Raw genomic sequence first — 26,775 nt, forward strand, 5'->3', positions numbered from 1 at the left:
TTACCATGCTGACGCTACTGTATCGGCAATCATTTTCTTTTGTCCGTTATGGCTGCCAGTGGGTTACGCTTGAAATATCTTGTCTCTTTCCGAACGACGTTAAAGATCTCCCGCTATCTGTTCCGCGCCCTGGCGTTGATGCTGTGGACGCTGGGCGCACTGCTGACCACGTTTTATATCATTAACGTCATACACGAAAGAGAATCGCAGGTACGCCAGGAATTCAATACCAGCTATGATCAGGCTCAGTGGTATGTGCGCCACTCAGCGGACGTCATGCGTGAGCTGAAGTTTATTGCGGAAAACCGCCTGAATACTGCGACCAGCAGCCTTGATGGACTGAGCGGTGTCTCTGCAGGCAAAGCATCGCCGCCACAGTTCTACCCTCTGTATGCGGATTCCGACTGCAATGCAATGAGCAATACCTGGCGCAACTCACTGGAGCCTCTCAGTTATTTCCTGAGTTACTGGAAAGAAAATTTCGCTTCCGCCTATGAACTGAACCGGGTGTTCTTTATCGGTGGCGACAGCACCTGCCTGGCGGATTTCGGCCTGGGCACGGCATCCGTCGATCGTGAACGCGCGATGAAATCGCTGCGCGAGCGCATCCTGAAGTACCGTAATGGTAACGACGACGAGCGTAAAAACAGCCTGTTCTGGATCTCTCCTGCGGCACAGCCCGGCGTTGGCTATTACTACATGATCACCCCGGTGTATGTGGCCAATAAGGTCACGGCTCTGCTGGGCATTGAGCAGAGCATCCGTATGGAAGACCTGATCCTGCCGGGTAGCATGCCGGTAACGGCCACGCTGGTGGATCAGAATAATCAGCGTCTGCTCTCTTCTGCGCGCAATGGCCCGGATTTCTCAGCGGATGACCTGCCTGATGACGCCGCCTGGTTTGGCTATATTTCCGGCTACAATCAACTGATCATGAAGAAAAGTCTGTCACCGTCTTCGCTCAGTATCGTCTACTCGGTGCCGACCAATGTGATGATTGAACGGCTGAAAATTTTGATTATCAACGCCCTGTTGCTGAACCTGATCAGTGCGGTAGTGCTGTTTACGCTGGCATGGCTGTTTGAACGCAGAATGTTTTTGCCCGCAGAAGATAATGCCCACCGGCTGGAGGAGCACGAGCAGTTTAACCGTAAAATTGTGGCCTCGGCGCCGGTCGGGATCTGCATTTTGCGCACCAGTGATGGCACCAACATCCTCAGTAACGAGCTGGCTCATAATTATCTCACCATGCTGACTCAGGAAGATCGGCTGCGCTTAACCGAGATTATCTGTGGACAGCAGGTTAACTTTGTCGATGTGCTGACAGGCAGTAATACCAATCTGCAAATCAGCTTTGTCCATTCGCGCTACCGCAATGAGAATGTGGCGATCTGCGTGCTGGTTGACGTCAGTGCCCGCGTCAAAATGGAAGAGTCATTACAGGAGATGGCTCAGGCCGCAGAGCAGGCCAGCCAGTCCAAATCCATGTTCCTGGCGACCGTCAGCCATGAGTTGCGTACGCCGCTGTATGGCATTATCGGTAACCTTGACCTGCTGCAAACAAAATCTCTGCCGCCGGGCGTTGAGTCGCTGGTGACGGCCATGAACAACTCCTCCAGCCTGTTGCTGAAAATCATCAGTGATATTCTCGATTTCTCCAAAATTGAGTCTGAGCAGCTGAAAATAGAACCCGCTGAGTTCTCTCCGCGTGAAGTGGTGGCACATATCACTTCCAACTATCTGGCAATGGTGGTGAAAAAGCGTCTGACGCTGTGGTGCTTTGTCGACAGCGATGTTCCAGCCACGCTGGATGGTGACCCGATGCGTTTGCAGCAGGTCATCTCCAACCTGCTGAATAATGCTATTAAGTTCACTCATACTGGCGGGATCATCCTGCAGGTTTACGTCAAAGATGGGTATCTGGCTTTCCGCGTGCGCGACAGCGGCGTGGGGATCCCGGCAAAGGAGTTGACGCGCCTGTTTGACCCGTTCTTCCAGGTCGGAAGTGGGGTACAGCGTAACTTCCAGGGAACCGGGTTGGGGCTGGCTATCTGTGAGAAGCTGATCAATATGATGGACGGTGATATTGAGGTCGACTCTGAGCCGGGCATGGGCAGCCAGTTTATTATCCGTATTCCGCTCTATAACAGCCGGGTGATAGCGCCAGAGTTGCAGGACGGTCTGCACGATAAGCAGTGCTGGCTGGCACTGCGTAATGAGCAGTTGGCCACGTTCCTGACGCGCTTGCTGGGCGAACACGGTATTCAGGTGCAGCGCTACGAAGGCGAGGCGGCGGCAGATGACGTGATGATTACCGATCATGATTTCCTGCCTGAGCAGGCCGTACGTGCCACTATCCGCTTTGACAGTCGCCACAATGATGCACCACAGCATCTGGGCGCGGGGCACTGGGTTTGTGCGACAACCACGCCGCACGAATTACCTTCATTGCTGGCGCGGATCTACCGGGTGGAGGCGGATCAGCCTGAAGGCGGGCTTGCCGTACTGGCGAAAGAAGCGCAAACCGCCGCGCATGATGACATCCTGATCCTCGTGGTCGACGATCATCCGATCAACCGTATGTTGCTTTCCGATCAGCTCGGATCGCTGGGTTACCGCGTGAAAACGGCGCGCGACGGTCTTGATGCACTTAACGTGATCGGCCGTAACGAGATTGATATCGTGTTGACCGATGTCAATATGCCGAATATGGATGGTTATGGCCTGACACGACGTCTGCGTGAACTGGGGAAAACGTTCCCGGTGGTGGGCGTGACGGCGAATGCGTTAGCGGAAGAGAAACAGCGCTGTATTGATGCGGGAATGGATAACTGTCTGTCTAAGCCGGTGACGATGGATACATTACAGCAGGCGTTAACGTTATATGCGCAGCGGGCAAGAGAGAGCAGGGCGAACGTTTAAATCATAAAGGCTGACCAAAACAGAAGGTCAGCCCCTGCAGATGTAGGGGCGACCATTTTTCCGGTCGCCCCGTCAGTCTTAAACTTAATCTTTAACCGGTGACATGCTGACTGATGACAGATAGTTCAGCAGCGCAATATCGTTATCCACACCCAGTTTCATCATGGCTGATTTCTTCTGGCTACTGATCGTCTTAATACTGCGGTTCAGTTTCTTGGCAATTTCGGTTACCAGGAAGCCTTCAGCAAACAGACGCAGCACTTCGCTCTCTTTCGGTGACAGACGCTTGTCGCCGTAACCGCCCGCGCTGATTTTCTCCAGCAGTTTCGCCACGCTATCCGGCGTATACTTTTTGCCTTTCTGCAATGCGGCCAGAGCCTTAGGCAGGTCGGTTGGTGCACCCTGCTTCAGTACGATGCCTTCGATATCCAGATCCAGCACAGCGCTGAGAATGGCTGGGTTATTGTTCATGGTGAGAACAATGATCGACAGATCAGGATAGTGACGCTTGATATATTTGATCAGTGTAATGCCATCGCCATATTTTTCGCCTGGCATAGACAAATCTGTCACCAGAACGTTGGCATCAAGCTTAGACAAGCTGTTAATTAATGCAGTGGAGTCTTCAAACTCACCGACAACATTGACCCATTCAATTTGTTCGAGCGACTTACGAATGCCGAACAGAACAATGGGGTGATCGTCGGCAATAATGACATTCAGGTTATTCATATTATTGGTTACCTTGCTGCAGCAGGTCATTGACGTAATTGTCAATTTCACTGGTGGTATTTTTGATGTTTGAATCGTCACACTGTTCAATGTGATGTTCTAACGTTTCACAAAGCTGCTTGCCGGGTAATAAATTTAACATGGCAAACACGCCTTTCAGCCGATGCGCAGTCTGAGCAAGCGCAGTAAAGTCCCTGTTTGCGGCCTCATTATACAGTCTCTTGACATCATCGGGTACTGTATCGACGAAAAGCTGGAAGTAACCACTGGCGAAAAGTTGAGCCGTGGTCTGTTGTTCCGCATTTTCGTCACCCAGCTCGTCCTGAGCCAGTTGCTGTTCAATCAACGTCAGCAGCGCATCCTGCATCGCACTGCTGATATTGAAATTGACCCGGTACTGATTGGATGAAATCTGGCAGAAACCCGGTTCATCACCGGAGAGCAGTAATGACCAGGGCGTCAAATGCTCAGGTTCATCCGTTACCAGTACATCGTGTTCCTGACCGGAGAAACGTTCGTCTGGCGTAATGCAGTTCGCTCCCCAGTCTTCAAGCTGATGTACGACGATTTTACGCACGTCATCAACGGTAATATCAATCAGGGCGTTGACGCCCTCCAGGAGCTTCTCTTCCTGTACCAGCTGGGGTTCCAGCGGCGTATGGAGCTGGATGCTGTAGCGCGAGCCGATATCCGGGCTGGCGCTGATATCCAGATGGCCACCTAACTGTTTGCACAGTTGCTTACACAGGAAAAAGGCCATGCCTGAGGCTTGACCATAACGGTCCTGATGAGTCTCACCCAGGTACGGGAAATCCGTGTTCGACATTTCGTCAGCCGAAAGACCAGCACCAGTATCAACAATCTCAATCGACAGGCGATCCGGGCGATCGTCGGGGGCGCTTACGGTGACGCTGACCCGGCCCCAGGTTGTGGTGGTCACGGCATAGTGCAGCAGCGTGGACAAGATCTTACTGATTGCCCGACGATCGCCAAAACGCGTCTCATCGCTGCTGCGGTGATTGGCGATCATCAGCGTCAGACCTTTGCGGCGCATAACCGGTAGCAGCTCAGCCACCAGCTCATCCAGCAGGGTTTGCAGATTGAAACTGCCTGCGTCCGGGGTCCAGTCGAGGGTTTCCAGCTGGTTCAGTAACACAATATCATCAACCAGACGACTGAGAGCCTGAGAGGCTTCCAGCGAGGTATCCACCTGTTCGTCCGGATGTCCGGCAGCCAGCGCTTGCAGGCTGGTGATCACCTCGTTCAGTGGACGCTGCAACGCGTGACCGAGATTCTGCAAGAGCTGTTGGCGTGACTGATGGTTTTTATCCAGCACCTGCTGTGCTTTTTGCAGCTTTTTGTTCACCAACAACTCACGATCCTGATCGCGCATCATAAACACCTGCGTATGCGGTGAAATCATGCTGCGGGCATGACGGATCTCATACACCTCGTTGTTCACCGTGGCCTGCAAAACACCCTGATGTTGATCGGACATATTGATGATTTTTTGCAGATTGAGATGCGGCAGCAGGTGCTCAGCAATTTTATTGCTGATAAGGGTGCGGTTATTGGCAAAATCATACACCAGCAGCCCCACCGGGAGCGTACCGACGATCTCTTCATTCAACAGGCGCAGCGACTCCAGCTCGGCACTCTGGTTTTCACTGGGGCGCAACGACTGCTGGCGCAGCAGGAAAAGACCCGCCAGTGACATCAGCAGCAACGCGAGATTAGCCAGCAGCGGCCACAGCAGATTATGTAAGGTATCTACCACCAGCCCGGTGATCGGTACACGATAGATCAGCTGTAAGGGTGTGCTGGCCAGTGAACCGGCAATTTCGATATTAGGGTTAACCCAATTGATGCGGGTGGTGCTGCTGCTGTCCTGATTATCATCCCCTTCGGCAACCGGGGTGGTATCCTGCTTTAGCTGGAAATTCTCCAGCGGCATATTCAGCGGAATAATGTCGTTCACCGGCAGATCGAAAGCCACCACGGTCGCCAGATGCCCCGGCTGATTGAAGGTGGTACGCACGGTGAAGTAGTGGTCATTCTGCCAGGTAAAACGGCGCAACGGCGAGAAGCTCTCACGCTCGTCCAGCGCATTAGCCTGTTGCAGCATCTCGGCGCGACGTGCCTCAACGATGTTGCTGATCGCGCTTTCTTTATAGCGTGAGGCCATATCTTTTAATGGCAGGGTAGAGACCAGGATCAGGCTGTTGTCCTGCCCGTTGAGGAAATACATCGACCAGGTGCTGTTCTCGGCACCCCATAAGGTGTCGAGATAGTTGGACATACGCAGGGTCATATCCAGCGTGCCACTGTCGTGTGAACCAAAAATCAATGCTTCGGTTTTACGCCGGGTTTTCTCCAGATAATAGACATCCTGACGTAGACGGGTTTCCTGCAAACTGTTGCCCGCCGTGCCCGCCGCATTGGCTGCCAGGTTTTCATAAATCTGCCAGGTGGCGAAGCGATAGGTATCAATACGCTTTTGCATCGCGTGAGTGATATCCGCCATCGCGTAGCGCTTTTCTGTCAGCCAGGCGTTAACTGCATTGTGGATCATAAATCCTGATGCCAGTACCAGCACCAGAATAAACAGTGCAAAGAAGCGCGTAACATTGCCGGAAGTCAGTGGAAATTTATATGGCAACATGCAGTGAAACCCCGGTTAACGAGTAATCTGTCGGGCGCTGGCAGCAACGACCAACAGCAGCGCCGCAATGCCGCTGAACGCGACGGACAGGCTGGATAATTGAGAAATAAAACCGACCAACGCGGGCCCTGCAAGAATGCCGGCGTAACCGATAGTGGTCATCGCCGCGATGGCCAGATTGGCGGGCATCACTTGCTGCTTTCCCGCTGCGCTGAACATAATTGGGACGGCGTTTGAAGCACCAAACCCCACCAGCAGAAAACCGGCCAGCGTCCAGGTGGCATCCGGTATCGCCACTGCCAGCACCAGGCCACCCGCCGCGCATAATGAACCGCAGAATAACGTTGCTGTGCGCCCGAACACGTTGACGATGCGGTCGCCAAACAGGCGGCCAATGGTCATGGCGATGGAAAATACCGCGTAACCCAACCCGGCTTGTGAGGCGGGCAGGTCACGGTTATGGGTCAGAAACAGTGCGCCCCAGTCAAGAATGGCACCCTCGGTTAAAAACAGAATAAAACAGAGCACGCCAAGGAACAGTACCCAGCCGCGCGGCATCACAAACAGCGGCATATCGGGCTGGTGCAGACGCTGGCTCAGCAGGTGCTGCTGGCAGTAAAGCCACAGCAACACCAGCAAAACATTGATCATCAGTATCGACACTAACGGAGAGGCACCGAGCGCGAGCGCAGCGCTGACCAGTCCGGCACCCACAATCCCGCCCGCGCTGAAGAAACCATGAAACCCTGACATCATCGCTTTTTTAGCCGTTTTTTCGACCTCGACGGCCTGGATATTCATGGCAACGTCGATCAGACCGATGGCGGCACCGAAGATCATCAGCGCCGGCGCCAGTGTAGAAGGGCTGGAGAGCGTTGCCAGTAGGGGTAAGAGCAGCAACAGCAACAGACTGCCCGCTGCAATAACGCGTTTGCATCCCAGACGACCCACCAGCATCCCGGTCAATGGCATCGCAATCAGCGAGCCTAATCCAAGAAACAATAACAGGGTGCCGAGTGAGCCATCGCTCAGCAGGGCACGATCTTTCGCATAAGGAACCAGGGGGGCCCAGGAGGCCATGCCGATACCGGCGATTAAAAATACCGCACGCGTGGCACGCTGTGTTGCCAGCGCTTTTTCCTCTGAGGCAGAGCCTTCCAGTATCGTCATTGTATCCATTTTGCCTGTCGCGTAATCAACCCCATTTTTTACCACAATTGTTGCCAGTTAAGAAGCTAAACCCTGCCTGCGAAGGCGATGCCGGGCAGGGTGCAACACAGAAAGACAGGATGGGCAAAGTTAATAACCTGGATAAATAGGGCGGTGAATCAGAATTGTCCCTTAACGCCAGCTTTTAAGAAGGTTCCTGGCTAAGGCTGAGCCTCTTTTACTTAACTCAAATTATTGTGAGGGAACATAAAATGCCGATTTTCACTGCTGAACCCGGAGCGGGGTTGGTGGCTTTTTAAGCTATTGCCTGCTTGTGCTTACGGTCACGAATCAACATGAAATTTTCGCGTCATTAACCCCGCGTTATTACCACGGTTAAATCGCTTTTATGCCTGAAAGTGTCTAAACGGCCATCATCAAACTAATTTTTCTGTTAACTAAATCAAATCATTAATCAGTGGTTGCACTATTTTTCAGCATTTTTTGGCAATTAATCGGCTACTGTACTAAACCATTAAATTAAAATAATTAATCGAATCGATAAATTTTAATCAAATCAAACATTCATTTTATTAATTATATGTGAATGAGGAATTAAACAAAAAATAAGTCAGTTTCAGCAAATTTAAGCCATTTTTTTCAGGGAGAGTCACTCTCTGACTGTGCATCAGGTGAAAAGTAACGCCCAACACGGTGTGAAAATATTTTGTTTAAGGTGAGCTAAAAGTGAAGTTTTTTTTCACTTTTCTCGCGTTGAACTTCTAAATCCTGTTATCTGATGTACATGAGGTTACTAAAATGGCACAGCTCAATGATGGCCGCGTAGACATTCTCTCACGCGACGACGGCTCTATTCTCTCCCAGGCCAATGCGGGCTCGTCCAGGAACGTTCTCCTTAATCAACCCAGCATCGTAAAAGTGCATGGCACGCGCGAAATGGTGGCCGAATACGAGCGCCAGGGTAACGACCTCATTCTGCACATGAAAGATGGCACCACTGTGCGCTATCAGCAGTTCTTCTTGGATGACGTGGATGGCGATCACAGCGAACTGGTGTTCGATGACGGAGTTAATCCGCCGGAACACGCTCTGTTCCCGGTGACCAGCGAGTTTGCCGATGCGCAGACCGCGATGGTCATCACGCCGCAGTATGAATCCCTGGGAAGTATTGAACCTCTGCTGCTGGCTGATACCGGGGCGGGTCCGGGCCTTGTCACCGCTGCAGGTCTGGGTGCGCTTGGCCTGGTGGGGCTGGGTGCTGCCGCACTGGGTGGTGGCGGCGGTGGTGGTGGTGATGATGGCGGTAATGGCGGTGGGACCAACCCTCCCAATCCTCCTAACCCTCCTGCTAACGGGCCGACACTGACCATTGGCACCTTCGCGGGCGATAACGTATTGAGCGCCGCAGAAAAAGAGACCACTCAGCTGTTAAGCGGTACTACCACCAACGTACAAGCCGGACAAACGGTGGTGATCGTGCTGAACGGCGTCACCTATAATGCGACGGTGCAGGCGAATGGTAGCTGGAGTGTGGCGGTTCCGGTTTCGGCCTTAGAAGCGCTGTCGAACGGTTCGGCGACCATTTCAGCCTCGGTGACTAACATCGCCGGCCAGTCTGCCAACGATACGCATAACTTTACTGTTGAAGTCTCTCCGGCGGCAAACGTGCCTCAGATTGCCATTGCTATTTTTGCCGGTAACGATGTGCTCGATGGCGCGGAAAAACTGACCTCACAAACCCTGAGCGGTACGACCGTTAACGTGCAACAGGGGCAAACCGTTACCGTTACGCTGAACGGAAAAACCTACACCGGAACGGTTGATGCTGACGGCGTATGGAGCGTGTCGGTGCCGGCGGCCGATCTTGCGCTGTTGTCCACCGGCAGTGCGACTATTTCTGCCAGCGTGAGCAATACGGGCGGCACGTCTGCCAGCGCCACTCACAATTTCAACGTGCAGGAAAGCACCACCCCAAGCGTCAGCATTACCTCGCCAGTCAGTGACGATGGCTATCTCAGTGCGACTGAAGCACAGGGCACGCTCACCCTGAGCGGGTCCGCGAGTGGCGTACCGGTGGGCACTGCCGTGTCTGTAACCCTGGGGGGGGTAAGTTATCCCGCTGTCACTCAGGCAGGCGGCAGCTGGACGGTAACGGTGCCGTCAGCCGACCTGCAACAGCTTCCGCAGGGCTCGAATCTGATTGTTGCCAGCATTACGCTGCCTAATGGCACCCTCATTGAAAACAGCACCACTGTCTCGGTGGATGTGATCACCACTGCGCCAGTCGTGCAGGTCGATCTGCCGTTTGTCGATGGTGTGTTAAGCGGCACGGAAATCGGTCAGCCGCAGACTGTGACCGGGACGACCGGCGTGACGGGCCCTAATCAGACGGTTTCCATCGATTTTAACGGTGAGAAATACCCCGGTACGGTCAATAACGACGGGAGCTGGAGTGTCACTATTCCGGCGGGTTCAGTGACCGATCCAACGCAAGGGACATTACCTCTGGTGGTGAATATCACCGATCCGGCGGGTAACACGGGCAGCAGCACAGTTGAGGTGACGGTGGATAATACGCCTCCGGTTGTCACTGTCGCGCCGTTTGACAGTGCGCTGAATGCCACTGACATCACGCAACCGCTGACAATCACTGGCAGCAGCGTTGGCGGTCAATCGGTGACCGTCTCTCTGGATGGTCAGACGTATACCGCTTCAGTGAATCCCGACGGTAGCTGGAGTGTGAACATTCCGGCTTCGGCGTTACAACAGCTCGATCAGGGGAGTAGCGACCTGGTTGTCACCTCTACCGACAAATACGGTAATACCTCGGCTGAAACCACCCTCCCGCTGAGTGTGGATACCGTGGCACCGACGGGCGTTACGCTGACGCCTGTCACTGATAATGGCGATAACTACGTTTCCGCTGATGAACTGGGCACCCTGACTATCAGCGGGACGGCGGAATCGGGCAGTATCATTCGCGTCTTCATCGGTGACCGGGAGCTGAGCCTGACCGGCAATGCGAATGGCAATAACGAATGGAGCATCGTGGTTTCTGACGCCGACAAGGCCGCTCTGGCCGACGGCAGTTACCCAATAAGAGTGGAAGCGTCCGATGCGGCAGGCAACGTGACGACGGCATACGGGAATGTCACTCTGGCCGTTGAACCGGGCAGCCAGCCGTTGATCGAGGTGAATACCTTTGCCGGAGACAACGTTCTGCAAAATGCCGAACTGGGTGTGGATCAGGAATTGAGTGGCCGGGTTCTCAATGTTGAGCAGGGCCAGCCCCTGATTGTCACGTTCAACGGCGAGCCATACCCGACGACCGTGCTGGCGGGGGGATTATGGCATGTCACCATTCCTGCCGATGCACTGGCAGGCCTGACTAACGGCCAATTTGTGAATTACGGTGTGTCCGTGTCCAATGCTGCCGGCGTCACCGCCCTGTTTGGCGGCAATTATCCCGTGATTAACGATCCGTTAGCCGTGACGCTGGCGATTGCGCCGGTTGGTGGCGATAACTGGATCAACGCGTCGGAAGCCGGGTCACCGGTGACCGTCAGCGGCAGTAGTCAGGGCGTGCCGCAGGGCACCCTGCTCACCGTGACGTTTAACGATAAATCCTACACTGCCACCGTGGGTGCAGACGGTAAATGGACCACTGAAATTCCGCCTGCTGACTTCGTTGGGGTCGCTAACAATACTTATGACATTAAGGTCGAAGTTGCCACCGATCCTGGCATCAGCGCCACGCTGAACATTGGAGTGCAGGCCAACTTCCCGGACAATGTCACTGTCAACGCTGCCTTTGGTGGCGACAATATCCTTAATCTAACCGAATCAGCCACACCGCAGACGATCACCGGTAACACCGGATTGACACTGCCGGATCAGACGGTGACCGTTGAGATAAACGGCACCTCCTATAACGCCACGGTGAATCCTGCTACGGGCGCCTGGAGTGTTCACTTACTCCCTGCTGATCTAGCGTTGCTGCAGCAGGGCAGCAACAATGTGATCGTGACGGTGCGCGATGCCGCAGGAAATGAAGTTATCCATAATGCCAGCGTCAGCGTGGACACACTCGCGCCAGACCTGAATGTCGGCGCGGTAGCGGGGGACGGGGTGATCAACCGCACCGAACAGGGTCAGCCGCTGCCGCTTTCCGGGACAGCAGACCCGTTAAGTACCATTACGGTGGTACTCAACGGCGTGACTTACCGCACTGCCGCCGATGCAGATGGCAACTGGAGCGTCAATATTGCGCCATCGACGCTGCAAACGCTTGCCGATGGTAAATATGATATCAGCGTCACGGCTCGCGACAGCGGCGGCAATGAAACGACGACGCTGACCCCGGTCACCCTCGATACGGCTTCACCGTCTGTGACGGTTGCACCGGTTTCTGGCGACGGCTATCTCAATGCGCTGGAACACAATGCAGCGCTGGCCATTACCGGTACCACTGAGCCGGGTGCGACGGTGGTGGTGAGCGTCAATGGCGTTGATTACCCCGCCACGGTGGATGCTGGCGGTAACTGGACCGCAACCCTTCCCGCGAACGTCGTTACCGGCCTGGCCGACAATACCTACACCGTGACTGCGACGGCCACCGACCCCCTGGGCAACAGCGGCAGCAGCAGCCAGCCGCTGACGGTGATTGCTGGCGGCGGTTCACTGCCGACCGTCACCGTCGGTGCGTTTGCGGGCGATAATATCCTCGACGGCGCGGAAAAAGGGCTGTCTCAGTTTGTCACCGGGACCACCACGAATGTTCAGGCAGGCCAGACGGTCACCGTCAGCCTCAATGGTGCAAGCTACACTGGTCAGGTACTGTCAGATGGCAGCTGGAGTGTGCTGGTTCCGGCCTCGGCGTTGCATAATCTGGCGAACGGCACCGATAATTATACCGTCAGCGTCAGCGATGTGGCCGGTAACCCGGCCAGCACCAATGGCAGCTTCACCGTTGATAATACCTTCAGCGCCATCGCCATCGGGGTGATCAGCGACGACAATACGCTGAACGCCAGTGAGGCACTGTTGCCGCTGTCCATCCATGGTTTCAGCCGCTTTGTGGCCTCAGGCAGTTCGGTATCGGTGTCATTCCGCGGAAAATCCTATCTCACCACCACCAACAGTGATGGCAGCTGGACGGTCACGGTTCCACCTGCCGATCTGGCGAACCTGACCAATACCACGCTGACAGTCACTGCCAGCACCGTTGATGTCAATGGCAATACCATCACCGTTGAGCATTCGCTTAACAGTGAAGTGCTGCCGGGCTTCCTGCCAGAGATCAACCCACTGTTTGGTGATGATTATCTTAATGCCACGGAGGCGGGCAGTGCCCAGACAATAAGCGGTTCATCGGGCGTTGAAGGTGCGGGCCAGACGGTGAAAGTGCTGATTGGCGGGATCACCTACACCGGAACGGTGGATGCGCAGGGTAACTGGAGCGTGTCGGTGCCGTCTGCCACGCTGCAAAACCTGCCGCAGGGAGAAAATACCTTATCCGTGACGCTGGGCGATGGTGCGGGTAACAGCGTTAACGTGAATACCGACTTTATCGTGGATACCGTCGCGCCAGTGGTGACGCTGGATGCGGTGGCGGCAGATAACCGCATTAACCTTGAAGAACAGAACGACATACAGACCATCGGTGGGTCAGGTACGCAGGGTGACCGTATCAGTGTCACACTGAACAACCAGACGTATGACGTTGTCGTGGATGGCACCGGGCACTGGGAGATCGAGCTGCCGGTTAACGCGCTGAAAGCGCTGACCGCGAGCAGCTATGAACTGCAGGTCACCAGCACCGATGAAGCCGGCAACGTGACCACCGTGGTCCGTACCATTGAGGTGGATATCACTCCGCCGCCAGTGACCGTCAATGCGGTTTCCGGGGGCTATATCAATGCGGCAGAGTCTATTCAGCCGCTGACGGTGACCGGCACCGGGGAAGCCGGCAATGTTATCCGCGTGGAACTGGCGGGAACCACGGTTACTACCGTGGTCGGTGCAGACGGGTCCTGGTCTGCCCTGATCCCGGGCAACGTGGTGGCCGGGGTGACTGATGGTGACTATACGCTCTCGGTAACGGCCGTTGATCCGGCGGGCAACACGACTATCACCAGCACCCCGCTGGTCGTGGATACCGGTGTACCGTCCATTGTTGTCAACAATGTCACGCCGAATAACAGTATTGATGGCGCTGAACAGCAGGTGGACCAGATTATCACCGGTACGGCTTCGAATGTGGAAGCCGGTCAGACCCTGACGCTAACGCTGAGTGGCAATGGCGCGACGTACACCACCACCGCCCTCATTCAGTCCGGCGGCGGCTGGCAGGCCAATCTGCCGACAGAGGTGCTGGAGGGGCTGGCGAACGGATCGTACACCCTGACCGCCAGTGTCACCGACAAAGCGGGTAATACCGGCACCACGGATAAAACCTTCAACGTCGATGACACGCAGCCCGCGATTGCCGTCAGCCCGATCAGTGACGATGGCTACCTCAACTTCGCTGAATCTCAGGCGGCAGAGGGGCTGGATATTATTCTGACCACGCTGAATGTTCCTGCTGACAGCAGAGTGACCTTTAGCTTTAATGGCCTCCCTTATGATGGCGTATTGCAGCCTGACGGAACCTGGCTGGTCAACATTCCGCTTGCTGACGTGGGAGCGTTGACCAATGGCACCGTGACGGGTGTCGCGACCGTTTATGACAGCAGTGATAACCCACTGGCCACCAGCAACGCCTCGCTGATTGTGCACGTCACCAACCTGCCGAACCCAACGCTGGATACGCCGTTTGGCGATAATACGCTCACCAATGCTGAAGCACTTATCGGGCAGACCCTGACGGGCACCACCGGGGAACTGGGCGACGGTCAAAGAGTGATTATTAACATCGGCAACAGTGCGTTTGAGGCCACCGTTAACAGCTCCGGCGTCTGGACTCTGGTGCTGACCACGCAGCAGTTACTGGATTTGGATCCGAAGGGGGCGTCTTCCATTCTGGTTACGGCGATTGATGTGGCCGGGAACAGCGCCGAAGCCGGGCCGTCATCCGTCACGATTGCCACCGATCTGCCTTCTCTGACGCTGGGTACTATCGCCGAAGATGGCATTATCAATGCCACCGAACAACAGGCGCCGCTGGTGATTGAAGGCACCACCGCTGCGGGTAATACCGTGGTGATCACGCTGGAGGGTAAAACCTATAACGCGGTATTCGGCAACAATGGCAGCTGGACGGTAACCATCCCACCTGCTGACCTGGCCCTGCTGCAAGACGGTGGCTACGATGTCACTGTTACCGTCACCGATCCGGCAGGCAACAAAACGGTGGATACTGAGGTGGTGATTGTTGATACCGCCGCGCCAACGTACACCCTCGATCCGATCGGCGGTGACGGCATCATCGATCGTGTTGAAGTGACGCAGCCACTGGATATCACCGGTAGTGGCACCATTGGGGACAGCGTCAGCGTCACCCTTGGCGGCACCACGCTGGATACCACGGTAGGCAGTGACGGCAAGTGGTCGGTCACCTTCCCGGTGACCACGCTCGATAATCTCGATCAGGGGCAGAACCCGGTCACCATTGTGGTCACCAATCCGGAAGGCAACAGCGTGACGCAGAACACCTCGGTGATTCTGGATACCGCTGTTTCCAACGCGCTGCTGGTGAATCCGGTCGCGGGTGACGATGTGGTTAATGCACTGGAAGCGGCCGCAGGTCTGACCGTTACCGGTAGCGTACCGGACGGCACCACCAGCGTGGTGGTTACCTTTAATAACCAGTCTTATAACGCCACCGTCGGGCCTGATGGTCTGTGGAGCGCCACCATTCCGTCCACGGCCCTCACCGGGCTGGCCGACACGGGTTATACCGTGACGGTGGTTGCAACACCATCGGTCGGTGACAGCGTGACGGTCACACGTCCGATTGTGCTGGACACCACGCCACCTGATTTTGTGATCACTCCGGTATCTGATGGCTATCTGAATGGCACTGAGCTGGGGCAACCTCTGGCGATCACGGGGACCGGTACGCCTGGCGACAGCGTGCGCGTCACGTTGAACGGCAAGGTTTATCTGACCACCGTGGGCAATGACAACAGCTGGGCGGTGAGCGTGCCGACCGGCGATCTGGCGGGCCTGAACAGCGGTACCAACACCGTCAGCGTGGTAGTGAAAGATCCGGCAGGCAACACCTCAACCAGCAGCAGCAATTTCACTGTTGACACTATTGCACCGTCGTTGGCGCTGGATCCTGTCACCGGCGACAATATTATCAACGCCAGCGAGCAGCAAAATGGTATCGCTATCAGCGGTACGGGTGAAAATGGCGCAGCCATTGTGGTGACGCTGAATGGCAAAACTTACGAGACCACCGTTGGGGTTAACGGGCTGTGGTCGGTAGAGGTGAATGCAACTGACCTCGGCGCTCTCACGGGCAGCAGCTACCCGGTCAGCGTTACGGAAACCGATCTGGCCGGCAACAAAACTACCCAGACGACCACGGTGCAGATCAATACCTCGCAACCGACGATTACGGTTGATCCGTTTACCGGCAACGATATTGTTGATGGGGCAGAGCAGCATGTCAGCCAGAAACTGACCGGGACCACTACCAACGTGGAAGAAGGTCAACTCGTTACCCTCGCGCTGAACGGCGTCACTTACAGTGGCGTGGTACAGGCGAGCGGCGCATGGAGCATTACGCTTCCCGCGACGGCGCTGGAAGCCTTAAGCAACGGACAGCAAACCTATGTGGTTTCTGTCAGCAACAGTGCCAATACAGCGATTGAACAAACCGGAAGCTTTGAGGTGAACAACCTGCTTTCGGGCCTGGCAATCAATCCGATCAGCGGTGATGGTTTCCTCAATGCGCAGGAGGCGGCTCAGCCGCTGGAAATCAGCGGTACTTCAGCTAACTTCACGGTCGGTACTCTGCTGACGGTCAGCATGGGTGGCAGCGACTTCCCGGTCACCGTTGGCGCAAATGGTCAGTGGACATTAACCTTGCAACCGGGGGCTATCCCCTTAGTGGATGGGCCGCTGACGGTAACCGTGAGCGGTACTGATGCGACAGGTTCGGCAGTGACCAGCAGCAGCTCGCTGGATGTTCACGTGACGAATCTCCCCAACGTGGTGGTTGATGCACCGTTCGGTGATAGCGTCCTGAATGCGACAGAGGCAGGCAGTACGCAAACCCTGACCGGCTCAACCGGTATCTCTGGCGACGGTCAGACGGTCACCATCACACTGGCAGGTATCACTTATACCGGCACGGTTGACGGTAACGGCAACTGGAGCGTGGCAATCCCGGGAACGGTACTGGCGGGATTACCGCAGGATACCAACAACATCACGGTGCTGGTCAACGATGCCGCGGGTAATCCGTCAGAACTCACCGTACCGTTTAACGTTGATACCCTGGCGCCGGCGGTCACCGTTGATGTGATAGCGGGTGACGGTGTGCTGAATGCCGCAGAGCGGGGCGCCGATCTGGCGGTTTCCGGAACGGGTGAAAATGGCAGCAGCATTGTTGTGACGCTGAACGGCGTCACCTATCCGCCGGTGGTGGTGAGCGGCGGAATCTGGACGGTAAACGTTCCTGCGGAAGATTTACAGGCTATTCCGGATGGCAGCTACGCGGTGAGTGTGACGGCGACGGATGCGGCGCAGAACAGCAGTGCCCCTGTCACCAGCACGCTGGTGGTGAAAGCGGATGTGGCGGATCTCCCCACGATTACGATTAATACCTTTGCCGGCAACAATATCGTTGATGGTGCTGAACAGCAGAGCAGTCAGTTGTTGTCCGGTACAACGACAAATGTCGAGCAGGGACAGACGGTGACCGTCACCCTGGGTTCGCAGGTCTATAACCCGGTTGTACAGTCAGATGGCAGCTGGAGTATCAGCATTCCGTCCGGTACCTTGCAGAACGGCACACCAACCATTACTGCCGCGGTGAGTGATGCTGCGGGCAACCCAGCCAGCAACACTCTCACTATCACGGTGAACACCCTTGCCTCGGGGATCAGTATCGATCCGATCAGCGACGGTTATCTCAGCGCCGATGAGGCTCAGCAGTCGCTGATCGTTACCGGTCATACCGCCAACGTGGCGACGGGCACCCCGGTGTCAGTATTGATTAATGGTCAGACCTTTACCGTGAACGTGGGTGCCGGTGGTGTGTGGAGTGCGCTGGTACCGGCAAGTGCGCTGGCGGGCCTGGCTGACGGCCAAACCATTGTTTCTGCCAGTACGCTGGATGCCAACGGTAATCCGGTTGCCAGTAACGCCACGCTGAACGTGGTTGTCCATAATCTGCCGCAAATCAGCGTCGATATCCCGTTTGGCGATGGTGTATTGAACGCCAGCGAAGCGGCACTGGGGCAGACGCTGTATGGCACCACGGGTGTGGCGGGGGCAGGACAAACGGTCTCTGTGCTTATCGGCACCACCACCTATACCGGCACGGTGGATACTAACGGTAACTGGAGCATTCCTTTGCCGTCAGCAGTCTTGCAAGGTCTGCCGCAGACAGGGGCAGATCTGGCCGTTACGGTCACGGATGTGGCAGGCAACAGCAGTAGCCAGACGGTGACGGTCGGTGTGGATACGGTCGCACCAACGATTACGCTGGATCCGATCGCCACTGACGGTGTGATCAACGCTACTGAAGCCGCGCAGGGTGTCACCATCAGCGGGGGCAGTACCGGTGCGCAGGAAGGTCAGGCAGTGAACGTGGTGTTCAACGGACAGACTTACACTACGACCGTTGATGATCAGGGGAACTGGAACCTGACTATTTCTGCCGATGCCCTGACCGGTGTGACCAACGGCAGCTATACGCTGACGGCCACCGTGACGGATGCCGCAGGTAACAGCAGCCCTGTCAGCACCAACGTGACGCTGGCTACCGGCGCACTGCAGCCAACGATTAACCTCCCGTTTGGCGATGGTTATCTCAACAATAACGAAGCGACTGATCCTGCCGGGCAGTCCCTCACGGGCACCACCGGCGCGATCGGTGCCGGTCAGACGGTGATTGTTACCATCGGCAGCCAGGCGTTCCCTGTTACGGCAGACATTAACGGTAACTGGACGCTACCGCTGAGTACCACACAGTTGCAGGCCCTCGGCGAGGGTAGCCTGCCCATCAGCGTGGACGTGACCAATGCGCAGGGCAATACGGGCAGCATCAGCAGTTCCGTCATCGTTGATCGGACTGCGCCAACGCTGAGTCTGGATCCGGTTGCCGGTGATAACGTGATCAACGGCACTGAAATTCTGCAAACCGTGACCATCAGCGGCACGGCATCGCCGGATGAAGCAGGTCAGCAGGTGAGCATCACCTTTAACGGTAACCAGCCTGCTTATATTGCGATTGTGCAGGAGGATGGTAGCTGGCGCTTTGATCTGCCGGGGAGTGCGACGCAGAACCTGGCCGACAATAGTTATACTGTGACCGCCACGCTGACCGACAAAGCGGGTAACACCTCATTGGTGGCCACGGAAACCGTCGAAGTGAGGGCAGAAGCCGGCGATCTGCCGCTGATTACCATTGATGCGATCACCGGTGATGACTATCTCAACACCAGTGAAGTGGGTCAGGCACTGCAGTTAAGCGGTACCACCACCAATGTGACCGATGGCCAGATGGTGGAGATTACCTTTAATGGGCAGACGTTTTACGCTGAGGTTAACGGCGGAGTATGGAGTTACCTGGTACCGGATACGGCAGTGGGAAGCATTGCGGATGGTCCGCAGCAGGTGAGTGTCTCGGTCAACGATATCTACGGTAACGTGGGCGATGATACCCGTGACTTTACCGTGATTGCGCGTGGTGACGATCTGCCTTCCATTACCATCAACCCGGTCACCAGTGATGACATGGTGAACTACAACGAGTCACGCGACCCGAATGGCGTCATCATCACCGGTAGCAGCCAGCATATTCCGGAAGGTGACACCATTACCGTGCGCGTTAATGGTAAAGACTATCCGGCAACCGTGGACAGCGACGGTAACTGGACAGCGACGATCCCGCAGACTGATGCGCAAAATCTGCCGCAGAACAGCAATGCCATTACTGCCAGCGGTAACGACGTTGCAGGCAATACCGCGACGGCCAATGAGAGCTTTACCGTTCATACTCAACCGCCACTGCTGGAAATCGACGCCAACCTGGTGACGGACGGTGTGCTCAGCCTGGCGGATGCTCTGACGGGGCTGGTGTTGTCAGGCAATACAGCGCCGAATCTCAACGTTGAGATCACCCTTGGGACCAATGTCTACAGCGTGCTCTCCGATAACCTGGGCAACTGGAGTACCACCATTCCAAGTGCTGATTTGCTGGCATTGGTCGACGGTGATCTGGGGCTCAGTGTCTCCGTCAAGGATGCGTACGGTAACACCACGGAGCAAATTCTCGACGTCAACGTGGCGGTGAACGCCCTTACGGAACTGACCCTGGAGACGCCATTCGTTGATGGCTTCCTTAACAGTACCGAAGTTTTAGTTGATCAGACGATCCGGGGCACGGTGGATAATCTGCCGAACGGTGCCAGCCTGGTGGTGACTGTCGGGACACAGACTTACTCCCCTGTGGTTCTGGATGGTCTGGGGGGATGGTCGGTGACTATCCCGGCCGCCGATCTGGCCGCGATGGGCAATGGGGTTATTCAGGTCAGTGTATCAACAGTGGATGCGGTGAACCCGGTGAGCGTATCGGCCGATGTCGAGCTGATACTGACCAATACGCTGAACCCGGTGATCAACCAGCCGTTTGTTGATGGTCTGCTGGATGTGGCCGAAGCCGCAGTGTCGCAGACGCTGACGGGCACGACTGGTGTGATTGGTGCAGGGCAGACTATCGTACTGACGATTAACGGCAACGTCTATGCCGCCAGTGTTGATGCCAACGGTGTCTGGACGGCCAACTTAACCCCGACACAGCTGCTTGCTTTGGGCAACAGCACGGGGGCAGGCCATGAGATTGTGATTGTGGTCGGCGATGCGGCGGGCAATACGGCATCAACCTCGCTGGACTTCCCCGCGATTGTCACCGGATTACCGACGGTCACCCTCGATCCGCTGTCGCTGGCGGGTAACGGTATTTTGACGCTGAATGAAGTCGCTGGCGGGATCACGTTGGGGGGGAATGTGACCTTTAACGGCGATCCGGCTAACACCCATGTCATTGTTAATGTGAACGGTACGCCGATTGAGGCCATCATCAACGGTGATGGCACCTGGAGTCTGCCGCTGTCGGGTGGCGTATTAGCCACGCTGCCGGACGGCAACTGGCCAATTACGGTGACGGTGACGGATGGCGTGGGCAACGTGGGGATCCCGGCAGATGCATCGCTGACCGTGGCGATTAACGATGTGCCCGTTCCGACGATTACCCCTCCGTTCGTTGATGGCCTGCTCAATATTGCGGAAGCCGCGGTCGATCAGGTGTTGAGGGGATCGACGGGGGTATTAGGTGCGGGTCAAACCGTCACTGTCAGTATTGACGGCGCGGCAGCTGTGCCTGCCGTCGTTAATGCCAATGGTAGCTGGTCGTTGGATCTCAGCACCGGCCTGTTGTCTGGTCTGGCCAACGGTGAACACACCATTACCGTGGTGGCGACTGACGCCTACGGCAATGAGGCGGAGGTTGAGGGCAGCTTTGATGCACTGCTGACGCTGCCTGTGCCGACCATTGTTAATCCGTTTGGCGACGGGCTGGGTATCACGGAAGCGGCGGGTACCATCATCGTGACCGGCACCACCGGCATTCCGGTCGTGGCTGGGCAGGATCAGACGGTTAAGTTGAAAGTGGATGTCAATGGCGTCGTTTATGACGGCGTGGTACAGCCAAACGGTGACTGGTCAGTCACTCTGCCTGCCGGGGCGCTAAATGGCCTGAATAACGACCTTCATCAGATTAGCGTGACGGTGATTGATGCGGCAGGCAATGCGGCGACGAAAACGCTCGACTTCAATGCCTATCTGACATTGCCGCAGCCTACGCTGGAAGTGCCATTTGATAATGGCTACCTCAACGTGGCGGACCTGGCGGGTACAGTCTTGAGCGGCACCACCGGCGCGGTTGGCGCAGGGCAAACCGTCACCGTGATCTTCAATGGTAATATCCCTATTCCAGCCATTGTTGACGCCAACGGTAACTGGACGGCCACGCTCACTCCGGGCGAACTCGCCGATATCGTGACAACTCAAGGCCCTCACACCCTTCAGGTCAGCGTGACCGATCCGGGGGGTAACACCAATACCCTCACCGAAGGCTTTATCATCGATACGGCTGCCCCGGTAATTAACGGACTGACGTTCGCTGGCGATAATGTCCTCAACTACGTCGAAAGCCTGAATACGCAGACGCTGACCGGGATTTCCAATCCTGCTGATGCGGGGGCCACCGTTACGCTGAGCATTGGTGCTCAGACCTTAACCGGCCAGGTGGGTGCCAACGGAACATGGACGATTAATGTCGGGGTGACGGATCTCGCGGCACTGGTGACCGCAGGCGGTAATTACACGGTGTCCATTACCGACGTTGCGGGCAATACCACCAGCGTTAATGGTGCTGTTGGGTTAAACCTCAGCCCAACACTTGACGGTTACATTACGCTGGCTCCTGTCAGCGGCGATAACATTATCAATGTGGCCGATGGCCCTAATACCCTTATCAGCGGGACGCTCAACAACGTCCCTCTGTCGCTGGGCGGGCAGATCACCATCACGGTGGGTGGCACTCTGGTCGATACAATTACGGTCGATGCGCTGCGCCTGAACAATGAGTTTACCTCCCAGACGCTGGTGAATGCGGACCTTCCGGCCGGTTCACAGCAGGTGGTGGTGACCTTTACGCCAACCGTTGGCGACCCTGTTGTCGCCAACACGACGGTTCTGATTGATATCACTGCGCCTACTGTGACGATCACGCAATTTGCCGGAGATAACATTCTCACCGTGGCGGAAGCGGCCACATCACAGACGATTACCGGTACCTCATCGGAAATTGGCAGCACGGTTTCTGTGACGCTGGGAACCAAAACCTACACCGCCGTGGTGCAGGCTGGCGGCGCCTGGACGGTGAACGTGCCGTCTGCCGATCTGCAAGGGCTGGCTCAGGATGTGACCAGCATCAGCGCCAGCGTGAAGGATGCGGCGGGTAATACCGGGTCTGCGGTACTTAACAATGTGATTGTGGATACTGTCGCGCCATCGTTGCTTAATGTAGACGCCTTGCTGGGTGATAACGTCATCAACGCGACTGAATCACTGCTGACGCAGACGCTGACGGGGACTGTGTCGGGAGCCGATGGTCAAAATATTTATGTTTACCTCGGTAACAGCACTGTTCCTCTGGCGCAGGCAACCGTCCTCAACGGTGCCTTTAACCTTGAGCTGACGCCGACGGCGATCGGCGCCCTGTTGCAGGGCGGTAACGTGCTGACAGTGAAAGTGGCGGATGACCATGGCAACCAGACCAGTGCCGCCATCACCATTAACAAAGTGTTCAACAGCCTGCTGGGGCTGACGGTTGATACCGTGTTTGGCGATCCTGCGGGCACCGGGGGTTACCTGAATGCGGTTGAGGCTGGCCTCAGTCAGCTGATCACCGGTACTGCGGTGTCCGCAGCGGGGGGATTAGTGTCACTCACGCTGCTCAGTGGTCAGGTCCTGACTGCCACTGTTGGTCAGGATGGCAAATGGTCTCTGGCAGTGCCGCCAGCGGCGCTGGCGACCTTGCAGGAAGGGGCCAATACGCTGAATCTGGTGGTGACTGACGTCGTCGGTAACGTTGCCAGCGCGGCGACATCGGTCACCACGATTGTCAATAATGTGCCGGTAGTTAACACGCTGACCAACCTGTTTGGCGACAACAACGTGCTTAACCTGCTGGAAGCGCAGGCCGGTCAGACCATCGGCGGCACATTAAATGCGGTGGCTGGCTCGGTTGTCACTGTGACGCTGGGCGCCAAGGCGTATACCACCACCGTGCAGGCGGGCGGCGGCTGGAGCGTAGACCTCTCCGCCACCGATCTGCTGGCGCTCGGGAATGGCAATCTGTCGCTGGGGGTAAAAGTGGTCGACCCGGCAGGTAACGTTGCCAGTAATAGCGCCAGCATCACCGTTGCGACGATCAAGCCAGAGATTATCCTTAACCCAATCCTGGGTGACGGCTTACTGAATATTGCCGATTTGAGCAATGTCGCCAGTCAGCTGGTCAGCGGTACGGTGAAAAATGTGGCGGCCGGTACCGTCATCAAAGTGATGATCGGGACAACTGAGGTGGACGCGACGGTTGATGCCAATGGTAAGTTCAGCGCGGGCCTGACTTTGGGTCAGTTGCAGGGGCTGCAGTCCGGGCTGCTGGATATCAGTGCCTCGGTGAAAGACAGCCTGTCCGGTAATGAGTCCACCCTTAATGTTGTGGGCGGGTTGCAGGTCAGTCTGACTCCGCCAAGCCTGTCGTTGAACCAGACGCAGCTGTTCGGGGATGGCCTGCTGAATGCGGCGGATGCACTGGTTAATCAGCTGATCAGCGGCACCACCACGGCGGGGGCGCGTGTCGTGGTCACTGTTGGTGACAGCATTACGCCACTGCTCTCCGGCACGGCAGGGACTGACGGGGCCTTTAATCTGGCGCTGACGCCATCGGCGCTGGCGACCCTGTTAGACGGCGGTGTCACCCTTAAAGTGACCGTCACCGATACGGCGGGTAACAGCAGCAGCAGCACACTGGCGGGGACGGTGGGCATTCATGCTTTACCATCGGTCACCCTTAACCCGCTGTTTGGCGATGGGATATTAAGTGTGACAGAGGCCCTCTCTTCGTTAGGGCAGCTGTTAAGTGGTCATGTCAATAATGTCCCAACCGGTACCCTGGTCAGTATTAAAGTCGGTGGCCTGACTTTACAGGGGAGCACTGACTCCAACGGCAACTTCGGTGTGACACTCACATCGGCACAGTTACTGGGTCTGGCGACGGGGGGACTGACGGTGTCAGCAACCGTGACCGATGCGGTAGGCAATGTGGGCAGCAGCAGTGTCGGCGTCACCATCGGGGTGCATGTGGCACCGACGGTCACCGTAGGCACGCTGTTTGGTGATGGCGTTCTTAACGCCGCTGAGCTGGCGACAGCGCAGACCATCAGCGGTACCTCCACCAATGCGGTGGCGGGTTCAACGGTGAGCTTTACCCTGAATGGTATTGCTTACAGTACGACGGTGGGCAGTAACGGCAACTGGAGTATCAGCATTCCGAAAACTGCGCTGGCTGCCATACCAGACGGTCCGTTGACCATCACCGCCAATCTGGCTGACCCGTATGGCAATACCGCGTCCGGCAGCAACAGCGCCAGCGTGATTGCGCACAATACGCCGACCATCACCTTTGGCACGCTGTTTGGCGATGGGGCACTGAATGCGGTGGAAGCGCAGACGGCGCAAACCATCTCCGGTACGGCGTTTAATGCCGAAGGTTCGACCATTCTGGTTAACGTCGGGTCGAAGATCTACAGCACGGTGGTCGCCGCCAACGGCAGCTGGAGCGTTTCGGTGCCGTCGGTGGATCTGAAAGCATTGCCGGATAACACGGCGTCAATCAGCGCCAGTGTGATCAACGGGGCCGGTACCAGCAGCGGCACGATTACGGTTCCGGTGATTGTCGGTACTCACAGCACGCCGACGGTGACGTTGAGCAATACCGCGGGCTTCAGCGATGGTTACTTCAACCTTGCTGAATCCGGTACCGCACAAGTCATTACCGGGACGTCCACCAGTGCAGCGGGGGGCCGGGTCACTGTCAATATTGAAGGGATGTCATACACCGGCACGGTAGCCGCTAATGGGACCTGGAGTGTGACCATCCCGGCAGGAGGGCTGACCTCTCTGGCAGATGGGCAGCATACTGCGGCAATCACTGTTGCTGACCGCGCAGGTAACACCAGCAGCACCAGCGCCAGCTTCAACGCCGTGACGCAAAACCTGCCGGCGGTGAGCGTTGATGCGGTTGCCAGTCTGTTGAGTGTCTTGCTGACCGGGCTGACCATTTCAGGGGGAAGCCTGCGTCTGGCGACGGGGACCGCGGTGACGATCACGCTGTCGCAAAGCGGGCAAACCCAGACAATGACCACGACGGTGGGCGCTAATGGACGGTACAGTGCGAAGTTCGTCGGGGGGTTACTCAGCACGTTGGATCTCAGCTCGGTGGTCACAGTGACGGCGGTTGATGCCGCAGGTAACCCGGCGACCACCGTCACCACGCTGCTGTTGGGTTCAGTGTTGCCGTTAGCCACCACCGCCTCGGTGATGATGGCGGTGGCCTCCGATGAATCTCTGGCGTCGACGGATACGTCTTCAATCAGTGCGGCCAGCACCAGTGAAGAGAGCACCACCACTACCGTGCATACGGCAGCGCGTGTGGCCTCAACGCTGGTGACCGACAGCGATACCAGCAGCACCGACCATGCCACCTCCACGGCAGCGGCCAGCACCACGGCCAGCAGTGAAACAGTGGCATCGACGGCAACGGATGACGGCAGCTACACCATTGGCGGGGTCACCATTACGCTGGCGGATGGTCAGACCGTGCACGGCGAATCGGTGACGGGTAGCGTAGGTAATGACACCATCACGGTGAATTCGCTCGACTTTACGCATATTGATGGCGGCGCAGGGACGGATACCCTGGTACTGAACGGTGAACATATTGCGCTGGATCTCACCTCGCTCGGTCTGAAAGTCGAGCATGTGGAGATTATCGACCTTGGCACCTCGGGCAATAACAGTATTAAGCTGGACTTGAACGAAGCGCTGAATATTACCGATAAACAGAGCGATGACCTGCTGATCAAAGGGACGCTGGGTGACCAGGTGACGCTGGCCAATACCGATGGCGGCGTCTGGGCCACCACCGGGCAAAGGACGGTAGAAGGGCAGACCTTTGACGTTTATCACAACTCGGCGCTGTCGTCAGACAACACCCTGGGCGATGTGCTGATCCAGCATAATCTCCAGGTCCATGTCGTATAACGAAAAAATAATCCCAGCTCGGGTCGCATTCCCGCGCTGGGCGTCTAAAGTTAAGAGGAAGTGATAGATTGGTAGCGAAACAATCCAACAGCGGCTTCGGCCGCTGTTGTTCGTTGTGGACCTGAATAAACTAAGAAAGGTGTTTTTAAAGTGAGTAAGGCAAAAATAACAATAAGATATAAGGCCACTGGCGAAGTGTAATTCCAGATTTTGGCCAGTAG

The 26,775-nt window shown here is 56.2% G+C and carries 5 protein-coding genes; 2 read left to right on the plus strand and 3 right to left on the minus strand.

Features of this window, described 5'->3' with window-relative positions; all coding sequences use genetic code 11:
* The first annotated feature begins 69 nt into the window (after positions 1-69).
* The gene (rcsC, locus tag HHI26_RS11205) at positions 70-2,922 is read left to right on the plus strand and encodes a two-component system sensor histidine kinase RcsC (RefSeq protein ID WP_133841424.1); all 2,853 of its coding nucleotides are present in this window, start codon (positions 70-72) and stop codon (positions 2,920-2,922) included.
* 84 nt (positions 2,923-3,006) lie between these two features.
* Here rcsC and rcsB read toward each other — a convergent pair whose 3' ends face one another.
* From rcsB to HHI26_RS11220, 3 genes are read right to left on the minus strand one after another with little or no spacing between them, the layout of a single operon-like run.
* Positions 3,007-3,654 (minus strand): response regulator transcription factor RcsB, encoded by a 648-nt coding sequence (rcsB, locus tag HHI26_RS11210; protein ID WP_062742930.1) that lies wholly within the window; start codon positions 3,652-3,654, stop codon positions 3,007-3,009.
* A 1-nt stretch (position 3,655) separates the two neighbouring features.
* Positions 3,656-6,316 (minus strand): phosphotransferase RcsD, encoded by a 2,661-nt coding sequence (gene rcsD, locus HHI26_RS11215; protein ID WP_171149103.1) that lies wholly within the window; start codon positions 6,314-6,316, stop codon positions 3,656-3,658.
* 15 nt (positions 6,317-6,331) lie between these two features.
* Positions 6,332-7,486 carry an MFS transporter gene (locus HHI26_RS11220; protein ID WP_159336289.1) on the minus strand — a complete coding sequence of 385 codons (1,155 nt, stop codon included), beginning with the start codon at positions 7,484-7,486 and terminating at the stop codon, positions 6,332-6,334.
* 798 nt (positions 7,487-8,284) lie between these two features.
* Here HHI26_RS11220 and HHI26_RS11225 point away from each other — a divergent pair.
* Complete coding sequence (locus tag HHI26_RS11225; RefSeq protein WP_171149104.1) at positions 8,285-26,554, plus strand: Ig-like domain-containing protein; 18,270 nt, start codon at positions 8,285-8,287, stop codon at positions 26,552-26,554.
* The last annotated feature ends 221 nt before the right edge of the window (positions 26,555-26,775 follow it).

The sequence above is a fragment of the Erwinia sp. JH02 genome (assembly GCF_013074405.1).
GTDB lineage: Bacteria > Pseudomonadota > Gammaproteobacteria > Enterobacterales > Enterobacteriaceae > Erwinia > Erwinia rhapontici.